General features: G+C 70.2%; 19 protein-coding genes. 17 read left to right on the top strand and 2 right to left on the bottom strand.

Annotated elements, in window-relative coordinates; translation table 11 throughout:
* Positions 1–16 precede the first annotated feature (16 nt).
* The 7 genes from lepB (at position 17) to M4D53_RS02115 (ending at position 5,927) form a co-directional block, all read left to right on the top strand.
* Complete coding sequence (gene lepB / locus M4D53_RS02145) at positions 17–742, top strand: signal peptidase I (protein ID WP_187663992.1); 726 nt, start codon at positions 17–19, stop codon at positions 740–742.
* On the top strand, positions 739–1,398 hold the full coding sequence (rnhB, locus tag M4D53_RS02140; RefSeq protein ID WP_259951642.1) for a ribonuclease HII: 660 nt from the start codon (positions 739–741) through the stop codon (positions 1,396–1,398). Before lepB ends, rnhB begins: the two co-directional genes overlap by 4 nt.
* A gap of 56 nt (positions 1,399–1,454) precedes the next feature.
* Positions 1,455–1,781, top strand: coding sequence for a DUF2469 family protein (locus tag M4D53_RS02135; RefSeq protein WP_017204525.1), 327 nt, complete (start codon positions 1,455–1,457; stop codon positions 1,779–1,781).
* A gap of 111 nt (positions 1,782–1,892) precedes the next feature.
* The gene (locus tag M4D53_RS02130; protein ID WP_187663994.1) at positions 1,893–2,255 is read left to right on the top strand and encodes a YraN family protein; all 363 of its coding nucleotides are present in this window, start codon (positions 1,893–1,895) and stop codon (positions 2,253–2,255) included.
* Complete coding sequence (locus M4D53_RS02125; protein ID WP_259951638.1) at positions 2,252–3,781, top strand: YifB family Mg chelatase-like AAA ATPase; 1,530 nt, start codon at positions 2,252–2,254, stop codon at positions 3,779–3,781. Before M4D53_RS02130 ends, M4D53_RS02125 begins: the two co-directional genes overlap by 4 nt.
* A complete protein-coding gene (gene dprA, locus M4D53_RS02120; protein ID WP_259951637.1) occupies positions 3,778–4,968 on the top strand; it encodes a DNA-processing protein DprA in 1,191 nt (396 codons plus the stop codon). The genes M4D53_RS02125 and dprA overlap by 4 nt, the downstream gene beginning before the upstream one ends.
* A gap of 56 nt (positions 4,969–5,024) precedes the next feature.
* Positions 5,025–5,927: a tyrosine-type recombinase/integrase gene (locus tag M4D53_RS02115; protein WP_259951636.1), complete on the top strand. Its 903-nt coding sequence runs from the start codon at positions 5,025–5,027 to the stop codon at positions 5,925–5,927.
* 22 nt (positions 5,928–5,949) lie between these two features.
* Here the strand turns inward: M4D53_RS02115 and M4D53_RS02110 are convergent, their stop codons facing one another.
* Positions 5,950–6,558 carry a murein hydrolase activator EnvC family protein gene (locus M4D53_RS02110; RefSeq protein ID WP_259951635.1) on the bottom strand — a complete coding sequence of 203 codons (609 nt, stop codon included), beginning with the start codon at positions 6,556–6,558 and terminating at the stop codon, positions 5,950–5,952.
* Between the two features lie 304 nt (positions 6,559–6,862).
* On the opposite strand from M4D53_RS02110, the gene rpsB reads away from it, so the two are divergent.
* The 9 genes from rpsB (at position 6,863) to M4D53_RS02065 (ending at position 13,618) form a co-directional block, all read left to right on the top strand.
* Positions 6,863–7,804 (top strand): 30S ribosomal protein S2, encoded by a 942-nt coding sequence (rpsB, locus tag M4D53_RS02105; RefSeq protein ID WP_259951634.1) that lies wholly within the window; start codon positions 6,863–6,865, stop codon positions 7,802–7,804.
* Between the two features lie 41 nt (positions 7,805–7,845).
* Positions 7,846–8,673 (top strand): translation elongation factor Ts, encoded by an 828-nt coding sequence (tsf, locus tag M4D53_RS02100; RefSeq protein ID WP_187664000.1) that lies wholly within the window; start codon positions 7,846–7,848, stop codon positions 8,671–8,673.
* A gap of 90 nt (positions 8,674–8,763) precedes the next feature.
* Entirely contained in the window at positions 8,764–9,480 is a 717-nt protein-coding gene (pyrH, locus tag M4D53_RS02095; protein WP_025103358.1) for a UMP kinase, read from the top strand.
* A gap of 67 nt (positions 9,481–9,547) precedes the next feature.
* Positions 9,548–10,102, top strand: coding sequence for a ribosome recycling factor (gene frr, locus M4D53_RS02090; protein ID WP_187664001.1), 555 nt, complete (start codon positions 9,548–9,550; stop codon positions 10,100–10,102).
* 5 nt (positions 10,103–10,107) lie between these two features.
* Complete coding sequence (locus M4D53_RS02085; protein ID WP_187664002.1) at positions 10,108–11,241, top strand: phosphatidate cytidylyltransferase; 1,134 nt, start codon at positions 10,108–10,110, stop codon at positions 11,239–11,241.
* A gap of 20 nt (positions 11,242–11,261) precedes the next feature.
* Positions 11,262–11,843, top strand: coding sequence for a DivIVA domain-containing protein (locus M4D53_RS02080; protein WP_187664144.1), 582 nt, complete (start codon positions 11,262–11,264; stop codon positions 11,841–11,843).
* A gap of 66 nt (positions 11,844–11,909) precedes the next feature.
* Positions 11,910–12,602, top strand: coding sequence for an aggregation-promoting factor C-terminal-like domain-containing protein (locus tag M4D53_RS02075; protein WP_187664003.1), 693 nt, complete (start codon positions 11,910–11,912; stop codon positions 12,600–12,602).
* Positions 12,603–12,611: 9 nt separating this feature from the next.
* Entirely contained in the window at positions 12,612–12,899 is a 288-nt protein-coding gene (locus tag M4D53_RS02070) for an Rv1322 family protein (protein WP_232089226.1), read from the top strand.
* Positions 12,900–12,901: 2 nt separating this feature from the next.
* Entirely contained in the window at positions 12,902–13,618 is a 717-nt protein-coding gene (locus M4D53_RS02065) for an alpha/beta hydrolase (protein WP_187664145.1), read from the top strand.
* Positions 13,619–13,636: 18 nt separating this feature from the next.
* On the opposite strand, the gene M4D53_RS02060 is transcribed toward M4D53_RS02065, so the two are convergent.
* Positions 13,637–14,698, bottom strand: a complete 1,062-nt coding sequence (locus M4D53_RS02060; RefSeq protein WP_060922797.1) for an AI-2E family transporter — start codon at positions 14,696–14,698, stop codon at positions 13,637–13,639.
* Between the two features lie 178 nt (positions 14,699–14,876).
* Here M4D53_RS02060 and M4D53_RS02055 point away from each other — a divergent pair, with 178 nt between their 5' ends.
* Positions 14,877–16,820, top strand: coding sequence for a DUF8094 domain-containing protein (locus M4D53_RS02055; protein ID WP_259951633.1), 1,944 nt, complete (start codon positions 14,877–14,879; stop codon positions 16,818–16,820).

Below are 16,820 nucleotides of genomic sequence, written 5' to 3'. Positions count from 1 at the left end.
TTCGAGAAGGAACCGAATGACTGACTCTCCGTCCGCACGCCCGACACGACGGCGGCGCGGGTTCCTGGTCTTCCTCCGTGACGTGCTGGTCATCGTCGTCATCGCCGCGCTGGTGTCCTTCGTCATCAAGACGTTCGTGGTCCGATCGTTCTACATCCCGTCGGCCTCCATGGAGCGCACGCTGCTGATCGACGACCGCATCCTCGTCGACGAGCTCACCCCGCGCTGGACCGGCTATGAGCGCGGTGACATCGTCGTCTTCAAGGATCCGGGCGGCTGGCTCGACCCGATGCCGCAGACACCTGCACAGCCGCCGCTGGTCCAGGCCATCGACTGGGTGCTCACATTTGTCGGCATCTCGGCAACCGACACCCAGGACCATCTGGTCAAGCGGGTGATCGGCGTCGAAGGTGACCATGTGGTGTGCTGCAACGCGCTGGGGCAGATCACGATCAACGGTGCCCCGATCGATGAGCTGAGCTACCTGAACCTCCCCGAGGGCGACACCGCGGCCTCCAACGAACCTTTCGACGTCGTCGTGCCCGAGGACTCCGTGTGGCTCCTCGGCGACAACCGGGACCGCTCCCGCGACGCCCGTGCACACCAGGAGCTGCCCAGCGGCGGTTTCGTCCCGGTGTCCAACATCGTGGGCAAGGCGTTCCTGACGACCTGGCCGCTCGACCGCTTCGGACCGATCGACGGCCACCACGAGATCTTCAACGGAGTGCCGGACCCCGAATGACTGTCATCACGCCTCGACTGACCCTGGAGCGGAAGCTCCTGGGGGAGTGCGACCTGATCATCGCCCTCGACGAGGTCGGTCGCGGGGCGCTGGCCGGGCCGGTGGCCGTCGGGGCGGCGGTGATGGACGCCAAGGGGGCTCGTCGCCGCGTGCCGGAGGGGCTGCGCGACTCGAAGCTCGTCCCCGAGCGCCGGCGCCCCGACGTCGCCGCCCGCGCGGCTGCGTGGGTGCAGGCCTCGGGCGTCGGCTGGGCGACCGCCGCGGAGGTCGACGAGGTCGGGATCATGCGGGCGCTGGGCCTTGCCGCCTCCCGCGCCGTGCTGGCGGTGGTGGCGCAGGGTGCCACGGTCGAGAACGCTCTGGTCCTCCTCGACGGCAACCACGACTACGTCTCGCGCGTGCATCCTGGGCGCTTGAACGTCCGGCCGGTCGTCAAAGCGGACCGCGACTGCGCCTCGGTGTCGGCGGCGTCGGTGATCGCGAAGGTCGCCAGGGACGGGTACATGGCCGAGCTCCACGAGGATCACCGCGATTACCAGTGGGACCGCAACAAGGGGTACGCGAGTCCGGAGCACCGGGAGGCCATCCGGTCGTTCGGCCTCTCACCGTTCCACCGTTCGTCGTGGGCGATCGCCGACGCACCGACGCTCTTCTGAGCGGTCGCGGCCGGGATGCCGCGACCGGCGCCCGCCGACCATAGGATGGACTCATCATGGATGAGGAAGCCTTCGACGACTACGACCGTGAGCTCGAGCTCGCGCTGTTCCGCGAGTACCGCGACGTCGTCTCTCAGTTCCAGTACGTCGTGGAGACCGAGCGTCGCTTCTACCTGGCCAACGAGGTCAACGTCGTGCGCCGGGACACCGAGCACGACTTCTACTTCGAGATCTCCATGAGCGATGTGTGGGTGTGGGACATCTACCGTGCGGACCGGTTCGTGAAGGCCGTCCGGGTGCTCACGTTCAAGGACGTGAACGTCGAGGAGCTGCAACGCCGCGAGTTCGAACTGCCGCAGGAGCTCTCGCTCGACGGGGAGTGACTCCAGCCGCCGTTCCTGCACAACGGTCACGTTCTCCACTGTTTCCACAGCGGCCGGGCTGTCTGCTCCGGACCGCGGAGGTCACGGGGTGGTCCCGGGAATCCTGTGGGGATGGCAGCGAAAGACGACCTCGGGCGAGCCGGGGAACAGCAGGCAGCGGACTACCTGACGAAGCGCGGGTATCGCATCGTCGATCGAAACTGGCGGTGTCCGCAGGGCGAACTGGACATCGTCGCCGTCGTCGGTCGGCATCTGTCCGTGGTCGAGGTGAAGACACGGCGGTCGGCGTCCTTCGGGCACCCGTTCGACGCCATCGACGACCGGAAGCGCCGGCGGCTGTGGCAGCTCGCCTATGCGTGGCGGGCTGCGCATCCGGATCTGGCACGGGGACGGGTGCTGCGGGTGGAGGCGGTCGGCATCGTGGGGGCGGTTCCGGAGACCGCGTCCATCGAGCACCTCGAGGACATCGCGTGAGCACCGCTCGGACGTGGTCGGTGGCCCTCACCGGGGCGGAGGGGCATGTCGTCGAGGTCGAGGCCGACCTCTCGCCGCAGACGCCGGAGTTCCGCATCATCGGCCTCCCCGACAAGTCTCTGGGCGAGGCGGTGCAGCGCGTGCACAACGCCTGCGTGAACTCCGGGCTCTCGCTGCCCCGGCGGCGTCTGACGGTGAACCTCTCGCCGGCGAGTCTGCCCAAGCACGGGTCCGCCTTCGACCTCGCGATCGCGGTCGCCTCCCTCGCCGCGAGCGACATGCTCGCTCGTCGTGCCGTGCGGCAGACGGTGCACCTGGGGGAGGTCGGGCTGGATGGCCGTCTGCGGCCCGTCCCCGGTGTGCTTCCCGCGGTCTTCGCCGCTGCACGCGCCGGCTTCGAGCGCGTGATCGTGCCGCACGGCAACGCGACGGAAGCCGGTCTCGTCGCCGGCGTCGAGGTGCGCGCCGCCGCGTCGCTCGCCGAGGTGGCAGTCTGGCACGGGGCCGAGGTGGAGGTGCCGGATGTCGAGCCGGTTCCCGGCCCGCAGCCGCCGGAGGGAGAACCGGACGAACGGGACCTCAGCGATGTCCTCGGACAGGAGGAAGCCGTCGAGGCCCTCATCGTCGCGGCCGCGGGCGGCCACAACATGCTCCTGAGCGGTCCGCCGGGAGCAGGCAAGACGATGCTCGCCGGGCGACTGCCCGGGATCATGCCGCCGCTGACCGAGCAGGAGGCCATCGAGGTCGCTTCCGTGCGCTCCCTCTGCGGCGAGGCCGTGACCGGGCTCGACCACCAGCCTCCGCTGGTCGCTCCGCACCACAGCGCCTCGGTGGCGGCGATGGTCGGAGGCGGGTCGCGGGCGGCGCGCCCCGGCGCGGTCGCACGGGCTCATCGGGGCGTGCTCTTCCTCGACGAAGCGGCCGAGTTCCCCCGGGTGGCCTTGGACGCGCTCCGTCAGCCACTCGAGACCGGCTTCGTCGACGTGCATCGATCCGGCTTCGTCGTGCGGTTCCCGGCGCGGTTCCAGCTGCTCCTGGCGATGAACCCGTGTCCGTGCGGGAACCGGGGGGTGCGTGACGGCGACTGCATCTGCCCACCGCAGGCGCTGCGACGCTACGCGACTCGCCTCTCCGGGCCATTACGCGATCGTCTCGACATCGATCTGCCGGTCTCGCGCGTCGCCGCCTCACGCTCGCTCGCGGGGGAGCGCTCCGGGGTGACCACCGTCGAGGCCCGGCGCCGCGTCGGCGAAGCGCGCGCTCGAGCGGAGCGGCGATGGCGTGGCACGCCCTGGCGACGCAATGCGGAGGTCCCCGGGACCCTGCTCCGGCACGGCGGATTCCGCCTCCCGCCAGACGCGCGGGCCGGTCTCGATCGGGCACTGGAACGAGGGGCGTTGACGCTCCGCGGATACGACCGCGTCCTCCGGGTGGCCTGGACCATGGCCGACCTCGCCGGACACGACCTCCCCGGAACGGACGAGATCGGCCGCGCGCTCCTTCTGCGGACGGGGGTGGCGCGGTGATCGACGAACTCGTCTCCCAGCAGGATGCGCTCGACGCCGCTCGGAGACTGCGCGGCACCGACGACGTGGCGGAGGCGCTCGCACGTGTCGCCTGGTCCGTCATCGCCGATCCCGGGGACGCCGTCGCCGCGACCCTCGTGCGCGAGTTCGGACCGGCCGACGGCATGCGTTTCGCTCTCGACGCGCGGGGACGGTCATGGCCGATGGTCCGCGCCGCGGGCGCACGACGGGCGCTCGACGAGGCGCGGGCGCGGTGGCGACAGCGTGCCGATCCGGCGGCTGTGATCGATGCCCTCCGGCGGGCGCAGACGACGGGCGCCCATCTGCTCCTTCCGGGAGATCCCGACTGGCCGCTCGCCGTCGACGATCTGGATACGGAGGGTCCGGTGGTGCTGTGGGCGCGCGGGCGCCCGGAGCTCCTGACCAGCGCGGCACGCGTCGCCATCGTGGGCGCCAGGGCGGCCACCGCCTACGGGGAGCGCGTCGCCGCCGACCTCTCCGGCGATCTGGCCGCCGCGGGGACGGCTGTCGTGTCGGGCGGCGCGTACGGCATCGACGGGGCAGCCCACCGCGCCGCGTTGACTGTCGGTGGGGGGACGATCGCGGTTCTCGCCGGAGGCGTGGACCGCCCGTACCCCGCCGGGCACCGCAACCTTCTCACGCGGATCGCGGTCGACGGGGTCGTGGTCAGCGAGGTGCCCTGCGGGACGGCGCCGACCCGGTGGCGCTTCCTCGCCCGCAACCGACTGATCGCGGCACTGGGGCAGGCGACGGTGGTCGTCGAGGCCGGGTGGCGCAGTGGCTCCCTCAACACGGCGGGGCACGCGGCAACGCTCGGCAGGCCACTCGGCGCGGTGCCCGGTCCCGTCACCTCCGCCTCGTCGGCCGGCTGTCATCGGTTGCTCCGCGAGTACGACGCGGTGTGCGTCACCTCCGCGGCGGAGGTGGCGGAGATGCTCCCGACCGACGCGCGGTCGCCGCACGCACACGATGCCACGGAGGAGGGGCGGGTCCTGCTCCTCCGTGCCCTGAGCACCCGGACCGCTCGGACGGAGGCGGAGCTCGCGCAGCGCGCGGATCTCACCGTCGAGCGGACCAGGGCACTGCTCGGCCTCCTCGATCTCGACGGCCTTGCGCGGCGGGACGGGGACGGCTGGCGCGGGATCGGCGCGGCACGTACGTCATAGGACGGCTCGCGGCGGGGCGCGCGGCTCGGGGGGCGGGGGCGGGCCAGGGTGGAGGTATGGACTTCGCGGTCGCTGTCGAGGCGTTCGCCGACCACCTGGAGAAGGTGCGCCGGCTATCGCCCGCGACCGTGAAGGCGTATCGCTCCGACCTGCGGGACCTCGGGGTGAGCGTGGCGGGCGGTCCGGTGGACCGGATCGACCTGGAGATGCTGCGTGAATGGCTGTGGCAGGCGACCCAGCGCGGCGACGCGCGAGCGACGCTGGCCCGACGTGCGGCCACCGCGCGAGCGTTCTTCGGCTGGGCGCGCGAGCAGGACATCATCCCCATCGACCCGAGTCTTCGGCTCGTGGCGCCGAAACGGGCGAAGACGCTGCCGACCGTGGCTTCGAAGGACGCGATGTCCGAGCTGTTGGAACGCCATCGGCAGGCCGCATCCTCGGGCGAGCCCGTCGCCCTCCGTGACCACGCCGTTCTGGAGCTTCTCTACGGCGCCGCGGTCCGCGTCTCCGAGCTCTGCGGTCTCGACATCGACGACCTCGATCTCGACCGCGGGACGGCTCTTGTGCGGGGCAAGGGCGACAAGGAGCGCGTCGTGCCATTCGGTGCCCCGGCCAGGGATGCGCTCGGTGCGTACCTGCGCCGCGCTCGCCCGGCTCTCCTCAGCAGGGCTGCGGGTGCATCGCCTGCCGTCTTCCTCGGGAGCCGCGGCGCCCGGCTGGGACCGCGGACGGTCTACGAGGTGGTCGCCCGTGCGCTCGCACCCGTCGTCGGCGCGGAGACCGTCGGGCCGCACGCCCTCCGCCACACGGCGGCGACGCATCTGCTCGACGGCGGCGCCGACCTGCGCGCCGTGCAGGAGATCCTGGGGCACGCGAGCCTCGGCACGACGCAGATCTATACGCATGTCTCGGTGGAGCGGCTGACGACGACGTACCGGCTGGCGCATCCTCGCGCCTGAGCGGCTGCCGCTCGGTTGGAGATCAGGTCCCGCAGCAGGGCAGGAGACGGGCCCGCAGGACGGCGCCGAACAGCAGCATCGGGTTGATGTACTCCCCATCGCGCCGCACACCGACATGCAGCGCGCCAGGAGCCGTGTGCCCACCTGTGGAAACCCGACCGATCTCCTGACCCCGGCTGACCGTGTCGCCCGCCCGGAGCGACGACTCCAGCGGCTCGAACGAGCTCACCAGGCCGTCTGCGTGTCGGATGGTCAGCACGGGACGATCGACGACCACGCCCTGGAACGCGACCACTCCGTCCGCCGGAGCGCCGACAGCGGTACCGACGGCGGCGGTGACGTCCATGCCCCGGTGTCCGGGACCGTAGGCGTGCGCCGGTGCGCGATACGCGGCGCTCACATGGCGGCCACCGTCGACGGGCCATCGCCATGCACCCTCCGAGGCGGAACTGTCGGCCGGGGACGGGCCGGAGCGGGGTGCCGTCGCCGTGTGTACGGACGCAGGGGCGGCGAGTGGGGCGCCGCCGCCGCCCAGAAGCACGAGACAGGCGAGCGCCGCCGTGATCGCGACGCGAGCGGCACGAGACGAGTGTGAACGGACAAGGTGAGGGGAACCGGAGGGAGAAGTCATGCGGTGAGTGTGCGCCGGGGGCGATCGCGCGGACCGGACGCCCGGGGGAAGAACCCTGTAGCGGGGGAGAAGGGCGAGGATCGCGATCCTGTGCAGGACGAGCCGGCGGCGCATGATCCTGTATGCTGGACGAGCACCTCGATCTCGGGGTGACTACGCGTGCCCAGAGCGACTCCGTCGTGGCATCCACTCCCGCAGGTCCCGTTCTCCGAACGGGTGGGCGTGAGCCGGGCACCAGGATGTCCGACCGTCCGGTCGGCATGACAACCTCAACGGCGCTCCGCGCCAGAATCAGGAGACGACCATGGCTGTGGTCACCATCCGCCAGCTGCTCGACAGCGGCGTGCACTTCGGACACCAGACCCGTCGGTGGAACCCGAAGGTGAAGCGCTTCATCCTCACCGAGCGCAGCGGCATCCACATCATCGACCTCCAGCAGTCGCTCGGCTACATCGACAAGGCGTACGACTTCGTCAAGGAGACCGTGGCGCACGGCGGCACGATCCTCTTCGTCGGCACCAAGAAGCAGGCGCAGGAGATCCTCGCGGAGCAGGCCACGCGCGTCGGCCAGCCCTACGTGAACCAGCGCTGGCTCGGCGGCCTCCTCACCAACTTCTCCACCATCGCGAAGCGTCTCGCCCGCATGAAGGAGCTCGAGGAGCTCGACTACGAGAACCCCTCCGCCTCCGGCTTCACGAAGAAGGAGCTGCTGCTCAAGAAGCGCGAGCTGGACAAGCTCCACAAGTCGCTCGGCGGTATCCGCAACCTCACCAAGACGCCGTCCGCCCTCTGGGTGGTCGACGCCAAGCGTGAGCACCTCGCCATCGACGAGGCCAAGAAGCTCGGCATCCCGGTGATCGGCATCCTCGACACCAACGCCGACCCGGACGACTTCCAGTACCCGATCCCCGGCAACGACGACGCCATCCGTTCGGTGTCGCTGCTGACGCGCATCATCGCCGACGCCGCCGCCGAGGGCCTGCAGCAGAAGCACAACCCGGAGTCGGGCGACGCCGAGCCGCTGGCCGAGTGGGAGAAGGAGCTCCTCGAGGCTCCCGTCCAGGAGTCCGCTGACGCCGCCGAGGTCGTTACCGCCGACGACGAGGCCGCTGTCGTCGAGACCCCTGCCGCCGACGCCACCGCCGCCGACGAGGCCGGTGCCGAGGCGCACGACGAGGCGATCGCCGCCGCTTCCGGTGAGGAGACCGCCGAGGTCGCCGCCGCCGAGGCCGCAGACGCCAAGTAATCCCTCGTACACCCACACAACGAAGCAAGGAGCCACCACACATGGCCAACTTCACCATCGCCGACCTCAAGGCGCTGCGTGAGCAGCTCGGCACGGGAATGGTCGACACCAAGAAGGCACTCGAGGAGGCCGACGGCGACGTCGAGAAGGCCACCGAGATCCTGCGCCTGAAGGGTGCGAAGGGCAACGCCAAGCGCGCCGACCGTTCGACCAGCGAGGGCCTCGTCGTCGCTCGCGAGCAGGACGGCGCCGTGACGCTCGTCGAGCTCGCCTGCGAGACCGACTTCGTCGCGAAGAACGAGCGCTTCATCGCGCTGGCCGACAAGGTCGCCGACGCCGTCGCCGCCGTGAAGGCCGACTCGGTCGAGGCCGCTCTGGCCGCTCCGGCGGGCGACAAGACCGTCGAGCAGCTCATCTCGGAAGAGGCCGCCATCATCGGCGAGAAGGTCGAGCTCCGTCGCGTGCGCACCGTCACCGGTGACAGCGTCGAGGTCTACCTGCACCGCACGAGCAAGGACCTGCCGCCGCAGATCGGTGTCGTCGTCGCCTACACGGGTGACGACGCCGAGACTGCGCGCAGCATCGCCCAGCACATCTCGTTCGCCAACCCGTCGTACCTGTCCCGCGAGGACGTGCCGGCGGATGCGGTCGAGAAGGAGCGCGAGATCGTCACCGAGATCTCCCGCAACGAGGGCAAGCCCGAGGCCGCTCTGCCGAAGATCGTCGAGGGCCGTGTCTCCGCGTTCATCAAGCAGGTCGCCCTGCTCGAGCAGGACTACGCGAAGGACAACAAGCTCTCCGTCGCCCAGGTGGCGAAGGACGCCGGTATCACCGTGACGGACTTCGCGCGCTTCAAGGTCGGCGCGTAGCACTGTCGAAGGGGTTCGGATCGCTCGATCCGAACCCCTTCTTCATGCCCACCAGGCACTATCTTGAATCGGGACGAGAGGACATCCCCCATGACTGAACGCACCGGACGCCGTCGCGTCCTCCTCAAGCTCTCCGGAGAGGCGTTCGGCGCCGGGCAGCTCGGCGTCAACCCCGACGTGGTCAGCCAGATGGCGCGCGAGATCGCCGCTGCGGTCGACCGGGTCGAGGTGGCGGTCGTCGTCGGCGGCGGCAACTTCTTCCGCGGGGCCGAACTCAGCCAGCGGGGCATGGACCGGGGGCGGGCCGACTACATGGGCATGCTCGGCACCGTGATGAACGCGCTCGCGCTGCAGGACTTCCTGGAGCAGGCGGGCGCGGCGACGCGCGTGCAGTCGGCGATCTCGATGACCCAGGTCGCCGAGCCCTACATCCCGCGTCGCGCGGAGCGGCACATGGAGAAGGGCCGCGTGGTCATCTTCGGTGCCGGTGCGGGCCTGCCGTACTTCTCCACCGACACGGTCGCCGCGCAGCGCGCACTGGAGATCGGTGCGCAGGAGGTCCTCGTCGCCAAGAACGGCGTCGACGCGATCTACACCGCCGACCCGAACAAGCACGCCGACGCCGAGCGCATCGAGCGCGTGACCTACCGCGATGCGCTCCAGCAGGGCCTCAAGGTCGTCGACTCGACGGCGTTCAGCCTGTGCATGGACAACAACATGGACATGCGCGTCTTCGGCATGGAGCCGGCGGGCAACGTCACCCGCGCTCTCCTGGGCGAGCCCATCGGCACGCTCGTCACCGCCTGAGCGCCTGCACGGGACGGGGGCCCGCTCCCGATAGAATTTCCAGAACACCCCGACGATAGGAGCCACCGTGATCGCGGACGTCCTCGCTGAAACCACCACCCGCATGTCCCGGGCCGTCGAGGCTGCCAAGGAGGACTTCTCCACGGTGCGCACGGGTCGTGCGAACCCGCAGCTCTTCCAGAAGGTGCTGGTCGACTACTACGGCACGCCGACGCCGCTCGCTCAGCTCGCGTCGCTCGCGAACCAGGAGGCGCGCACGCTCATCATCACGCCGTACGACAAGTCGGCGCTGAAGGCGATCGAGCAGGCCATCCGCGACATGCCGAACCTCGGCGCGAACCCGACGAACGACGGCAACCTCGTGCGCGTCACGATGCCGGAGCTCACGGCGGAGCGCCGTAAGGAGTACGTCAAGCTCGTGAAGTCGAAGGCGGAGGACGCCAAGGTCCACGTCCGCGGCATCCGCCGGAAGGCGAAGGACGAGCTCGACGGGCTGAAGAGCGAGCTCGGCGAGGACGAGATCTCCCGTGGTGAGAAGGAACTCGACGCGCTGACCCGTCAGCACGTCGACCTCATCGACGACGCGCTGAAGCGCAAAGAGGCAGAACTCCTCGAGGTGTAGTCCGCATGTCCGACGAATCGCGAGGCACCGACGAGGGCGCTCCGGTGGCGCGGCCGGAGGTCGGCCCCGACGGCGGCGTGCCGCTCGGCGACGCGGCCTTCCCGGCCTTCGACGCCGACCGCGTGCCCCCGCGACCGCCGCTTCCGGCGACGCCGGGTGCAGCGCCGGTGACCGCCGACCGGCTGGACACCGCGGATCACAATGCGATCCGCGAGCAGTGGCGCCAGGCGCGGGACGAGTTCGGCACGCACGTGTCGCATGCGCGGGATCAGCTCGACCAGGCGAACGAACGCATCAAGCAGCGCACCGGACGTGACCTCGTCCTCGCGATCCTGATCGGCCTCGCCTTCGGTGCGGCGCTCCTCGGCTCGCTGCTCTTCATCAAGGCGCTGTTCGTCCCGTTCGCGTTGGCCGCGGCGCTCCTCGGCGTCTACGAGCTCTCGCGCGCGCTGCGCGCCGCCGGGCGTCGCGTCGACGTGATCCCGCAGTTGATAGCGGCGACCTTCCTCGTGCTCTCCGCGTACTTCGCGGAGCCCTGGCTGAGCTGGGTCATGCTGTTCGTCTCCGTGGCGTTCGTCATCGTCTGGCGCCTGCTCGCCCAGATGGTCGCGAAGGATGGGCGCACGTACGGCGATGTGCTCACCGACGCCGTGATCGGCGGGTTCGTGCAGGTGTACGTGCCATTCCTCGCGGGTGTGGCCCTCATCCTGCTCGAGCAGGAGGGTGGCCAGTGGTGGGTGCTCAGCTTCATCGCGATCGCCGTGGCGGCCGACACCGGCGCTTACGCCGCGGGGCTCGCGTTCGGGCGACACCCGATGGCGCCGCGGATCAGCCCCAAGAAGACCTGGGAGGGCTTCGGCGGTGCGGTGGTGGCGTCGCTCGCGGCGGGCGTCCTCCTGGCGATGTTCCTGCTCGACCTGCCCTGGTGGGGCGGTGTGATCTTCGGGGCCGCGATCCTGCTGTCCGCCACGCTCGGAGACCTCGGCGAGTCGATGCTGAAGCGGGATCTCGGGATCAAGGACATGAGCTCCTGGCTCCCCGGGCACGGTGGGCTCCTCGATCGGCTGGACAGCATCCTGCCGTCGACCGTCCCGGCCCTCTGCCTGTACTTCCTCCTCTCTCCCTGGTTGGTGCTGTGATGAACGACAGTGGTGCTGTGATGAACGACGACCGTCGCGAGGTCGCCACGCAACGCGCGGCCACGCCGGCCTTCGCGCTCACGACCGGACGCACGAAGGGGTACCACCGTGCGGCGGTGGACGGATTCCTCGCCTCGGCGCGGCGGGCGTTCGAGAGCGGCGCTGACGATCTCACGGCCGATGACGTCCGCACCGTCTCCTTCCCCCTCGTCAAGGAGGGGTACGTGGTGGCTGACGTCGACGCAGCCCTCGGACGGGTCGAGGACGCTTTCGCCGCCCGAGAGCGGGAACGCGCCGTGCGGTCTCTCGGAGCGGGCGCCTGGGTGGAGCAGGCCAGAGCCGACGCGCAGGTCATCCTGGACCATCTGGCGCGTCCGCGTCGCCACCGGTTCGCCCGTACCGGCTTCCTCACGTTCGGGTACCGCGTCGACGAGGTCGACCACGTCACCTCCCGGATCGTCCGCTACCTGCGGGACGGCGACGCGCTGTCCGCTGAGCAGCTGCGGTCCGCAGCGTTCCGCATGCAGCGTGGCGGCTACCGCGAGGAGCAGGTCGACGCGCTCCTGGATGCCACCATCGACGTGATCCTGGCGGTCCGCTGAGCCGTCTGATGGCCTCTTCAGGCAGGTATGCGTAAACTGTCCTCCATCGTGAACTCCCGAAACGACATGATTCCCGAACGAAGCGACGCCGTGCTGGTACCCGCAGCCACGGCTGCATCAGCCTCCCGCGGCACGCGCCGCTGGTCGCGCCGCCGCGGTGTCGTGGGCGTCTTCAGCTCGCTCGCGGTCGTCGCATTCGCGGCCGCGATGGTCGCGCCCACCGGCGTCGCGCTCGCTCAGCCCGTCGCCACGGAGGCCCCGGACTCCGTGTATGCGGTGGCCCTGGCGGACACCCAGAACCTCACGGTCACGGTGGAGGGCGCGGCGATCACTCCCGTCGAGCGCGGCTCCTTCGACGTCTACGTCAAACCCAAGCCGAAGCCCAAGCCGAAGCCGGCCCCGGTGACCACCTCCTCGTCGTCGTCCGAGGGCTCGCAGGGCGGGTCGTCCGGGGGCGGCGGACTCCCGCCGTACAGCGGCGGAGGCGCACCTGCGGAGTGGATGGCGGCCGCCGGGATCGCGCAGGGCGACTGGCAGTACGTCGACTACATCGTCTCGCGGGAGAGCGGCTGGAACCCCAACGCGACGAACTCCTCCTCCGGTGCCTGCGGCCTCGTCCAGGCCCTGCCCTGCAGCAAGGTGCCGGGGAACGGCTACAACCCGGTCGACAACCTCCGCTGGGCGACCGGATACGCCACGGGTCGCTACGGCAGCTGGGCCGGCGCGTACAACTTCTGGGTCACCAACCACTGGTGGTGAGCCGGCACCATGCCCCGCTCACGCCGACGTCCTTCCGCGCGCCCTGAGGGCGAGGACTCGTTCGACCGTCTCCTCGCCGGCTGGAAGCGCACCGAGGTCCGCCGGGGCGTGGAGTGGACGGTGCAGCCCGTCTCCGCGCTCCAGGCGCAGAAGGCGTACATCTGCCCGGGCTGCGGACGATCCGTCGAACCGGGTACCGCCCATCTCGTGGCCTGGCGCGCCGACGGCGTGCTCGGCGATGCCGCAGCCCTGGCTGACCGCAGACACTGGCACAACCACTGTTGGAGGATCGCATGACCATGGAGATCCGGGGACCGCTGGAGCTCCCGGCGCGCCGCGAGGACATCGAGCTGCACACCGCGGACGGCCTGACGCTCGTCGGCGAGCTCGCGACGCCGGAAGCCGCAGTCCCGGTGGCGACGCTGGTCACGCTGCACCCGTTGCCGACCGCCGGTGGCTTCATGGATTCGCACATCATCCGCAAGGCGTCCGCGCGTCTTCCCGCCCTGGCCGATCTCGCGGTGCTGCGGTTCAACACCCGTGGCACCACCTCGCCGCGCGGCACCAGTGAAGGGACGTTCGACGGCGGCGCTGCAGAGCAGTTGGACGTCGCGGCCGCCATGCACGTCGTCCGCGACCGCGCGCTGCCGCGCCCCTGGCTCGTCGGGTGGTCGTTCGGGACGGAACTCGCCCTCAAGTACGGTGCCGACCACGACATCGAGGGCATCATCCTCCTCTCGCCGCCGCTGCACCGCGCGACGGCGGAGGAGGTTGCCGCCTGGGGGGAGACCGGCCACCGCGTGGTCATCCTCGTGCCCGAGTTCGACGACTACCTGCGCCCGGCGGAAGCGCGGGAGCGCTTCGCGACGATCCCGCAGGCGCAGCTGATCGCCGTCGAAGGGGGCAAGCACCTGTGGGTGGGGGAGACGCAGACGCGCCGGGTGCTCACCGAGATCGTCGCCGCCGTCAATCCGTCGGCGCTGCCGCTGCCGACCCACTGGCCGGCAGCGGACTGACGGCGAGGCCCGCCCCGGTCACCGCTCGTTCATGCGCGGGATGAGCACCTGCCGGTAGAGGATCAGGATGCTGGCCGCCACGGGGATCGCGATGAGCGCCCCGAGCAGGCCCAGCAGGCTTCCTCCCGCGAGGGCTGCCACCACGACGACGGCGCCGGGCACGGAGACGGCGCGGCTCATGATGCGCGGCGAGATGACGTACGCCTCGATCTGCATGTAGATCAGGTAGTAGATCGCCGCCGCGAGAGCCGTGCCGGGGGAGCCGAGGCCCGGGATGAGGCAGACGAGGACGATGATCGTCGAGCCGGTCAGGGTGCCCACCAGCGGGATGAGCGAGAAGAAGAACGCGACGACCGCGAGAACGGCGGGGAACGGCGCGTCGATGATCGTCAGGTAGATCGCGCTGAGGACGCCGTTGATGACGCCCTGGCTGACCTGGCCCATGACGTAGTAGCCGACCGAGTCGGTGATCTGCTCGGAGAGATCGATGAAGCGATCCCGCTTGGACGCCGGGACGAGCTGGTACACTGCGCGCTTGAGCGACGGTGTCGAGGCCGTGAGATAGATGGTCAGGATGAGGACGATGAAGGCGCCGAACACGCCGCTGAGCACGGCGCCGCTGGCGATCAGCACGCCCTGACCGATAGACCCGCCGATCTCCGCGAGATTGGTCGTCAGCCAGTCCTCCACATACGCGAAGACGTCGTCGACGAGGAGGTTCGGGAATGTCTCCTGGATCCAGCTCCTCAGATCCTCGATCGCGGTTCCCCGTTGCACGATCGCCGTGATCTGGGCGATGAGCTGCGAGATCTGGTCGACCAGCACGGGCAGCACGATGAGGATGATCCCGACGAAGACGGCCAGCACGGCGACGATCGTCACGAGGACCGCGAGCCAGCGGGGCAGGCGTCGACGCTCGAGGAACGTGACGAGAGGGTCGAGGCCGAGGCTGAGGAAGAGGGCGGTGCCGATGTAGAGCAGCACGGTCGACAGCGTCTGGACGCTGCTGATCAGGACGATCCCGAGCCCCACGCCGAGCGTCGCCACGAGGGCGGTGCGGAACGGGTTGTGGATCTTCATGCAGACTCCTCGGTACGGCTGCAGCAAGGCTACCCATGCCGCGGCTCGAGGCGCCGCCGACGTGCCGGGCGACGGACGAGGGAGGGCCCTCGTGGTCAACACACAGGTGGGTTCGCTAGTCTGAAATGTCGAGTGTGGCGTCGTGGGCGGGAAGCCGCGATGCGTGAGGAGACTATTCGTGCGTTTCGTATGGGCCGTGGTGGCCTTCGTGCTGGCTGCCGTGCTGATCGGTGCGGGGATCGCCCAACGCACCATCTTCGTCGGCCCTTCGTCCGAGGAGGCTCGCGTCGACATCGAGGAGCCCGCGCCCTTCGTTCTCCTGGACGGCGACGTCCTGCGGATCAACGCCGGCGCGCAGAAGCTGCTCATCCGCGGCGAAGGGGAGATCTTCACCAGCTACGGGCGCACGGCCGACATGGAGGCCTGGCTCTCCGACTCCGAGTACAACCACGTGGCCGTCGGGGACGAGGACGAGCTCGTCGTCGAGCATGTCGCCGCAGCGGACGACGAGGGGTCCACCGAGACGCCGGCGCCCGAGACGACCGCGACCCCGGCGCCGGGGGAGGACGCCGACGCGCCCGCGGGCCGGAACCCTGCCGGCTCCGATCTGTGGCTCGACTCCTTCAGCGAGGAGAACTTCCTCGCCACTGACAAGATGCAGCTCCCGGAAGGGACCAGCGTGCTGATCGCCTACGACGGCACCAAGGACGCGCCGGACGACATCGTGGTCTCCTGGCCGCTGGACACGCGGACGCCGCTGGCGGGCCCGCTCATGGCGGCAGGCGGGTTGGTGCTCCTCGTGGGCCTGGTCCTGTACGTGCTCGCGATCCGTCACCAGCGCCGTGGCCGCGGCCCGCGCCGGAAGGGGCCTGGGCCGCTTCCCACGACGCAGCCGATCGACGTGGCGGCCCTTCCGCCGTCCGAGCGCGAGGCCCTGGAGGCCACGGACGGCGAGCAGGCGCCGACACCGGCGAGGAAGGACGACGTGGAGGACGCGGAGATCGTCGACGAGAAGGAGCAGGACGGGAAGAGCACGATGCGCGCTGAGCGCCCGAGGCGTCGTCGGCGCCTGCTCGCCCTCCCCGCCCTCGGTCTGACCGCCCTCCTGGCCTCCGGCTGCACGGCGGAGTCCTGGCCGGAGTTCGGGGCCCCCTCCGCATCGCCGTCTCCGACCCCGACCGTGATCGCCCCCGAGAACCAGAAGCCGCCGGCGGTCACCGAGACGCAGGCCGAGCGGATCCTCCGGGAGGTCTCCGAGACCCTGGTGCAGGCCGATGAGGCGAAGGATCTGGACCTCGCGGCCACCCGTCTCGACGGCGCACCTCTCACGACGAGGACCACCGACTACGCCCTGCGCGCGAAGCTGCCGGATCGGGCGGCGCCCGCCGCGATCCCGACGGACGACGTCGAGGTGGTCCTCCCCGAGGCGACGGACCGCTGGCCACGCACCGTCCTCATGCTCTCGAAGAGCACCGGCGACGACACCGTGCCGCCGGTGGTGCTGACCATGACGCAGGCGGACCCCTGGTCCAACTACAAGGTCACGAACATGGCGGAGATGTCGGCGGACGCGGCGTTCCCCGAGGTGGCGGCCAGCTGGCTGGGGACCTCGCTGGTCCCGGCGGATTCGGCCTTCCTGTCGGTGCCGCCGAACGAGGTCGCCGCGGCTTTCGCCGACGTCGTCGACAACGGTGAGAAGAGCGCCTCCTACGGGCAGTTCGACGATCTGGCGCTGAACCTGGCCACATCGATCAGGGACAGCAGACAGAGCCTGGTGAAGGGACTCGCCGACGCCGGGGCTGCGAAGACCTCCAAGGCCGCGTTCGACATGAAGCCGACGACGGCGGAGCCCGTCTCGATGACGACGCTGGACAGCGGCGCCATCGTCGCCGTCTCCGTCCTCGATGTCGAGACCATCACGCCCACGTCCTCCGATGTCGTCATCCGCTTCGGTGACAACAAGGAGGCCAAGGCGCTCACCGGGGCCAACGAGTCCGCGAAGGGCGCCCAGACGACCTATGAGTTCCAGCTGTTCTTCGCCGTCCCGTCCCAGGGGTCGAGCGAACCGATCCGTCTCCTGGCGTCCCGTCAGGATCTCGTGTCCGTGAAGGTGATCAAGTGA

It is taken from the genome of Microbacterium meiriae (assembly GCF_025143875.1).
Lineage (GTDB): Bacteria > Actinomycetota > Actinomycetes > Actinomycetales > Microbacteriaceae > Microbacterium > Microbacterium meiriae.
The sequence above is the reverse complement of the archived record's forward strand: the minus strand, read 5'-3'. Positions and strand labels throughout refer to the sequence as shown.

Bases quoted from the DNA above. Each gene is read 5' to 3' on its own strand.
- lepB (WP_187663992.1), top strand. From the start codon at position 17: ATGACTGACTCTCCGTCCGCACGCCCGACACGACGGCGGCGCGGGTTC.
- rnhB (WP_259951642.1), top strand. From the start codon at position 739: ATGACTGTCATCACGCCTCGACTGACCCTGGAGCGGAAGCTCCTGGGG.
- M4D53_RS02135 (WP_017204525.1), top strand. From the start codon at position 1,455: ATGGATGAGGAAGCCTTCGACGACTACGACCGTGAGCTCGAGCTCGCG.
- M4D53_RS02130 (WP_187663994.1), top strand. From the start codon at position 1,893: ATGGCAGCGAAAGACGACCTCGGGCGAGCCGGGGAACAGCAGGCAGCG.
- M4D53_RS02115 (WP_259951636.1), top strand. From the start codon at position 5,025: ATGGACTTCGCGGTCGCTGTCGAGGCGTTCGCCGACCACCTGGAGAAG.
- M4D53_RS02110 (WP_259951635.1), bottom strand. From the start codon at position 6,558: ATGACTTCTCCCTCCGGTTCCCCTCACCTTGTCCGTTCACACTCGTCT.
- rpsB (WP_259951634.1), top strand. From the start codon at position 6,863: ATGGCTGTGGTCACCATCCGCCAGCTGCTCGACAGCGGCGTGCACTTC.
- tsf (WP_187664000.1), top strand. From the start codon at position 7,846: ATGGCCAACTTCACCATCGCCGACCTCAAGGCGCTGCGTGAGCAGCTC.
- pyrH (WP_025103358.1), top strand. From the start codon at position 8,764: ATGACTGAACGCACCGGACGCCGTCGCGTCCTCCTCAAGCTCTCCGGA.
- M4D53_RS02085 (WP_187664002.1), top strand. From the start codon at position 10,108: ATGTCCGACGAATCGCGAGGCACCGACGAGGGCGCTCCGGTGGCGCGG.
- M4D53_RS02080 (WP_187664144.1), top strand. From the start codon at position 11,262: ATGAACGACGACCGTCGCGAGGTCGCCACGCAACGCGCGGCCACGCCG.
- M4D53_RS02075 (WP_187664003.1), top strand. From the start codon at position 11,910: ATGATTCCCGAACGAAGCGACGCCGTGCTGGTACCCGCAGCCACGGCT.
- M4D53_RS02070 (WP_232089226.1), top strand. From the start codon at position 12,612: ATGCCCCGCTCACGCCGACGTCCTTCCGCGCGCCCTGAGGGCGAGGAC.
- M4D53_RS02065 (WP_187664145.1), top strand. From the start codon at position 12,902: ATGGAGATCCGGGGACCGCTGGAGCTCCCGGCGCGCCGCGAGGACATC.
- M4D53_RS02060 (WP_060922797.1), bottom strand. From the start codon at position 14,698: ATGAAGATCCACAACCCGTTCCGCACCGCCCTCGTGGCGACGCTCGGC.